We start from the raw sequence: 5333 nt of genomic DNA, 5'->3' as shown, positions 1-5333 counted from the left end.
ACGTATCATGGCTCCAAGAGGCGGGGGACAGACTGCAATAAGGGTTCGGCGACCCAGGAAGAAATAAGTCCCCCTGCCTTTCTTGGGGCTAATCTTACCTGCTGACACACTACTTATACAGGAATTAATGGTAAGAGGAAGAAAATTTCAATCTGACGGGTATCAAAAACATCCACTAGGGGCCCGTCGGGCCAAGGGCTGTGAATAACGCATTAGCGCCGAAAGATGATGTTTTGTTCACCGCGAGGACACGAGCGTCCGGTGCACTAAAGGGTTGGGCCGGATATTACCCGAATTCTTACCCCATCTGCACCCAATATTGCCAATCCTCGACGGCTTGCCTGGTTTGTTCATCCGTGCAATTGATGGGGGTGAGTTGGGACAGTGGAACCGCCAAGCCATCCTTCTTCCATCGCATCATAACGAACATTTCTTTCTCGCACTCCTCTTCAGGAGCCATCCTAAGGATGTCAACCTCGTCTTTAATCTGCAATGGCGAGATGGCACGCCTTGCGCTGCAAACTGCAGTAAATGGAAACTGAAGCTTCTCTTCGAGGTAATAGTACCATCCCATCGATTGTTCTTCAGGGCCGTAAGCATCGACGATGATCTCCATCTCTATACGTTGCTCTCGGCCCTTATTCTGCCTGGGCTTTTTCTTGGCCATGTCTCACGTTTTCAATAGTAGAATCAAGAGCCCAAGACTCCTCCTGAGTTCCAGGCATTTCTCCGGAACCGAAGAACGGTCCGTGAAAAGAGTATACTCTGTGATTCTTTTGGTCAGTAGATTCATCACTCTATAAACAAAACAGGCTCTCATGCACCGTCGCCATGTGAAAGGTAGTATCAAGACGAGAAGGCTTGAGGTGCTCAATTGCAGTTATGCCGTAGCGCACTGTGCGCGCTATTTTCATTTTCTCTTTAGGGCTTTGCTATGCCGCATCCTTGAGAGTTCGGTACGGTTGAATCAGCACTTCAGCCGAAATACCCAGACCACTATGAAGGTTTCGAATCATCTCCATGGTAAGGGGGCGTTTTCGATTAAGGACTTCAGAGACACGTGCGCGACTTCCGATAAAGGACTCCAAATCCCGCCGTGAGAGACCACGGCTTTCCATATGGTACAAAATAGCTTCAATGGGGTCGGGAAGAGGAATCGCGTAATGCTTTTCCTCATAGGCTTCCGTGAGGGTTGTTAGAACCTCAAGACGATCTGCTTCATCCGTACCGGGCTTCGCGTGAAAGAGCCGCTCAATCTCTTTGAGTGCGGCATCGTAATCGGTTTTTGTCCTTATTGGTTTGATTTTCATGTCCGGAATCTCCCTTATACTTTCGCGGCGTCTATCCTGTCGTACTCTTGGTGCGTGCCGACAAACCTGATAAATACAATACCGTACTCATAGCGTATAGCCACGACCAATCTATAGTTGTTGCCCTTGAGGTTAAAAACCACCCTGTCGTTTCCTATAAAACTGGCGCTCCGATAGACTGCCTTGATATCGGCAGGGCTTTTCCATGTCGCATGCTTGGTGTCGTCATACCACGCCTGAAGCTGCTGTCGTACATCGGGATGCCGCTCCCAAAATTCCTTAAGCTTCTTTCGGAATATGACTCTCACCAAAATAGTATACCCTGTTCCCAAATAGGGAGCAAGTAAAATTTATTCCAGTTCAGTAAGTGCCGTGGGCTCGATAACGTGAAAAGGAAGTAGAGACGCATATCGTTCAAGACCGTAGAGCGCGGCTGAAATCTGCTTCTGTCCTGACAAGGTCAGTAGCAGGTTTCAGCGATCAGCGGACGTGCGGCACCCCCTAAGGATCTCGGCCCGGAAGCGAAGGCACATGGGAAGAGAGATCGTTGGCGTGCGCCATCCTTTGGTGAGGGTGGGAACAGAAGTGAGAGGTAGAGAGCCGTGCAACAAACAACAGTTATAGGTCTTGGCTCATTCTTTCATTAGATAACTACGTGGGGTCAGTATTGCGAGCTCAAAGGGCAACTCTTGCAGAGAAAGAAGATCTTTATCTCCCGTGATGAGAATATCTGCTTTTGCCGCAAGGCAGCAGTCCAGCAGAATGTTATCTGCGGGATCTCTGCAGATGGAGAGTGTTCTGGTCGGCGTAATCAGGGCTGCTCTGCCAACCAAGGCGGCTATGCCCGCGATGAGAGCCTTGAACTGGTGCTGATCAATCTTCTCTTCGTGCCTGAGCTGCAGGGGCACGCGCCGGTACTCGTCGAGGAGTATTTGGGAGACGTAAATGTCCGCTTCTGCAAATGCTTTCTTAAGAGCTTTCTGCGGAATCCCGCCGAAAGCAAAGGCGGATACGACCACCGTGGTGTCTATAACAATCCTACTTCTGCTTTTCGTAAGCCTTTCTCCTCACCAGCCTGACCGCATTTTCGACGTCTTGCAGGGTCAGTTTGCCTTTCTTGAAGGCTTCTCCCGCAACCTTGAAGGCTGCGTCAAGTCTGTCTTCAGGAGAAAGGACCGACAGAACATAATCTTCCGGCCGGACTTTTCTTGCGGCTCCTCTCAAAGTGGTCACCCCCGTTCTTGACAGTAATGACATTGTATAGCAAAACACCGCCTCTTTCCACAGCATGGGAGACAAGCTTTCCGAACGGGCCGCGGAAGCGGCCCGCCGCGCCGGAGCCTATTCCGGCGAAGGAGCCTTGCTGAGAATGTAGTTGACGGCTTTTTGGGCCTGCGCAGCGGCCACGATGACGAGCTTTTTATCGTTCCGGAGTTTCTTTAACCAGCCTTGTATGTATGCAGCCGAATTAGTAAGAGTCACGTTTTCAATGCCTGCAAAGCCGCAGAGAAAGGCTGCTCCCATTTCGGCGATGAGTTCTTCTTTGGAGTATGAAGGTGTGCCGAAGGGCGACAGGTCTGTTATACCTGGCCTCGCTAGCCGCTTCTCGTGGCCGGTGGAGTGGACGAGCTCATGAAAGAGCGTGGAATAGTAGCCTTCGGCTGTTTGGAAGGATGCAAAGAGAGGCATGTTTATTATATCTCTGAGCGCGTAATAGACCGCTTCCTGTTTCTTGTGGGTTATCGTGGGCCTGTCTGCCATAGAGTTAATGATTTCTTCACAGATGGTAATTCTATCGATGTCATTGGTGCTCGTGACGATTCGGGGTAGCTTGTCTTCTGGTATGTTCTCGCACTGCTCGGTGTTAAAAACAGAGTAATACCGCAAAAGAGGGACTTTCTCTTCAGCGTCTCCGTCTTTCTCGATTTCAAGCCAGTTCCAATAGATGACGGCTGTTGCTCTTGCGCCTTTAGTGACGGTGCCGCCCAGGTCTTTGCACTGCTTGAAGGTGAGCCAATACGGTGAGCCATAGTCCTGACAGCCGAGAATAAACGCATTAATGCCTTGATACTCTTTCTTGGTGATAAGGTTCTTGGGCATTTGGTCCTGTCCAGTCCATGGCTTGCGCCACGGTACGGAACCTTGTTCCAGCTTTTTGAGAATGGCGTTGGTGATGATCTCGTAGACTTTCATAGAAGCCCCCTTTCTTTGAACGAACAGTAGTTCGCGTGATCGCCGATAATAATATGGTCCAGGGCTTCAATACCCAGTATCTTTCCGGCGTCGGCAATACGTTTTGTAAGGGACAAATCATCTTCGGAAGGCTCAGGGTCGCCGGATGGATGGTTATGACTGAGGATGATGGAGGATACAGCTTTAAAGATGGCGAAGCGAAAAACTTCGCGCGGATGGACAAGTGAAGAATTCAACGTGCCCAGGCTCGCAAGGTCGATGTACTGTATGACGCAACGCGTGTTAAGCCCGATTACCCAGAAGTGCTCTTTCATTCGATCGACCTCATTCTCAGCGCTCAGAACACTTGACAAAATCTCGTGCACAGCCTGCGGGTTCGTGATTGTCTGCTTTCTTGCCTTTACCAACATTTGTTGCCCTTCTTTCGGGTTAATCCACCCTCAAAAAAACTTTTTTTCCCTCAAAGAGGGCCGGGGAAAAAAGGAAGCTAAAGGAGAACAATCGATTGGCCGGAATGCAGAGCCGCATGACAGCCGGTGCGTTACGGATGGCGGGCGGTTTGCGATGAAGGGTACCGCCAGAACTAGTTTGGGGTATTTGGATGCGAAGAACTGGTCAGCCCTGGAGTATTATTTTTTGCCCAAGGCACTAACTATTATGGAATGCTTAAGAGCAGATCATGGGAGACTAGTCTTTCGCTGATCTGTTAAATCGGGAGTAATACCTCATTTCATGTGAGTAATGGTGTTCGTCGATCTGAGATTTCGAGCTGTAGGCTCTAATTTGTTACACCTGCAAAGGGGGAATTTAGTCATGGCCAAGGGGGTGCCCAGTAGAGTAGACTACGGGCGCCGTGCAGCCTCTCAGCCGTCGGTTTCCCGCAGCCTCTCACCGAACCGGACGTACACGTTTCCCTATGTATCCGGCTCTCCGAAGACCACGGCATACTTCAGCTAATCCGCTGAAAGCGTCTTTCCGCACGCTGGGGATAGGACCATAACGGCCCTTGCTCTGTGTACACAGTGTATTCCCCCGGCTTCAAAACACCTCGGCCTCCTGCCCCCTTCGCCACGTGGACGGCTTTCCCGTCCTCAGACTACTACGAGGGCTCCGCCCCACATCCGTCCTTCCCCGGTCTCCACAGATAGCCTGTTTTACAGGCAGACGAGATGTGGTTCCCATGTTCCCGTTCTCAACCCATTAGGATGGTTAGGTGCCTGCTTTACCCCTGGCGGCCCTGGAGAGAAGGATAAGAAGGAGTAGCCTGCTCTCAGATACGAATTTATGCGTATCTTCCAGGTGAGATGGTAAAGCCCACCCGGATCGCGCCGCGTTGCCCTCCCGCGCCATCACACTATTAAGGGAGGTCTTTCGTTAAGACAGAGGCTTCTATGACAGATTCGTTGACTCACCATACATCCAGTGGTAGCCCGACCCGGGAGGTGATGGCCTCCGTCCGGTACAGTTTAGACCGCGCTGCTTATGAAACCTCACTGGTGGAACCCAGAGAAGCTTTGCGGCCCCCTTCTGTCCGATCTCCTCATCGGTACAGGGCACAATATGTGCCGGTCGAGAACGAGCAAGCAATGCACTATCTATATAAAATGCACCACGTCATGGCGCACTTACCACATGAAAGCGTTACCACGGCTCTGGTTGCTCTTGAGATGGCTCGATACGCCAAACCAATCTGTGCCTGCAGGCCATCGGGTCGTCTGGGTCTTCCGAGGGAAACGACCCATGGTCGAGCGCTAGCACATTTTGTGGTGTTTCATGATCAGGGCTCGACACCATCGCGCGGTCGAGGCCCTCTGCGCGTAATGAACAGGC

At 51.1% G+C, this 5333-nt stretch carries 7 protein-coding genes; all 7 read right to left on the bottom strand.

Annotated elements, in window-relative coordinates:
- Window positions 1-298: 298 nt before the first annotated feature.
- Window positions 299-667, bottom strand: coding sequence for a calcium-binding protein (locus tag VMT62_04105; GenBank protein ID HVN95590.1), 369 nt, complete (start codon window positions 665-667; stop codon window positions 299-301).
- A 265-nt stretch (window positions 668-932) separates the two neighbouring features.
- Window positions 933-1310: a transcriptional regulator gene (locus VMT62_04100; protein HVN95589.1), complete on the bottom strand. Its 378-nt coding sequence runs from the start codon at window positions 1308-1310 to the stop codon at window positions 933-935.
- 14 nt (window positions 1311-1324) lie between these two features.
- Entirely contained in the window at window positions 1325-1618 is a 294-nt protein-coding gene (locus tag VMT62_04095; GenBank protein HVN95588.1) for a type II toxin-antitoxin system HigB family toxin, read from the bottom strand.
- 324 nt (window positions 1619-1942) lie between these two features.
- The gene (locus VMT62_04090; GenBank protein ID HVN95587.1) at window positions 1943-2341 is read right to left on the bottom strand and encodes a putative toxin-antitoxin system toxin component, PIN family; all 399 of its coding nucleotides are present in this window, start codon (window positions 2339-2341) and stop codon (window positions 1943-1945) included.
- A 7-nt stretch (window positions 2342-2348) separates the two neighbouring features.
- Window positions 2349-2534: a hypothetical protein gene (locus tag VMT62_04085; protein ID HVN95586.1), complete on the bottom strand. Its 186-nt coding sequence runs from the start codon at window positions 2532-2534 to the stop codon at window positions 2349-2351.
- A 117-nt stretch (window positions 2535-2651) separates the two neighbouring features.
- Complete coding sequence (locus tag VMT62_04080; protein ID HVN95585.1) at window positions 2652-3503, bottom strand: zincin-like metallopeptidase domain-containing protein; 852 nt, start codon at window positions 3501-3503, stop codon at window positions 2652-2654.
- Entirely contained in the window at window positions 3500-3913 is a 414-nt protein-coding gene (locus tag VMT62_04075) for a JAB domain-containing protein (protein ID HVN95584.1), read from the bottom strand. Before VMT62_04075 ends, VMT62_04080 begins: the two co-directional genes overlap by 4 nt.
- Between the last annotated feature and the right edge of the window lie 1420 nt (window positions 3914-5333).

This window comes from Syntrophorhabdaceae bacterium, assembly GCA_035541755.1.
Taxonomy (GTDB): Bacteria; Desulfobacterota; Syntrophorhabdia; order Syntrophorhabdales; family Syntrophorhabdaceae; genus PNOF01.
The sequence above is the reverse complement of the archived record's forward strand: the minus strand, read 5'-3'. Positions and strand labels throughout refer to the sequence as shown.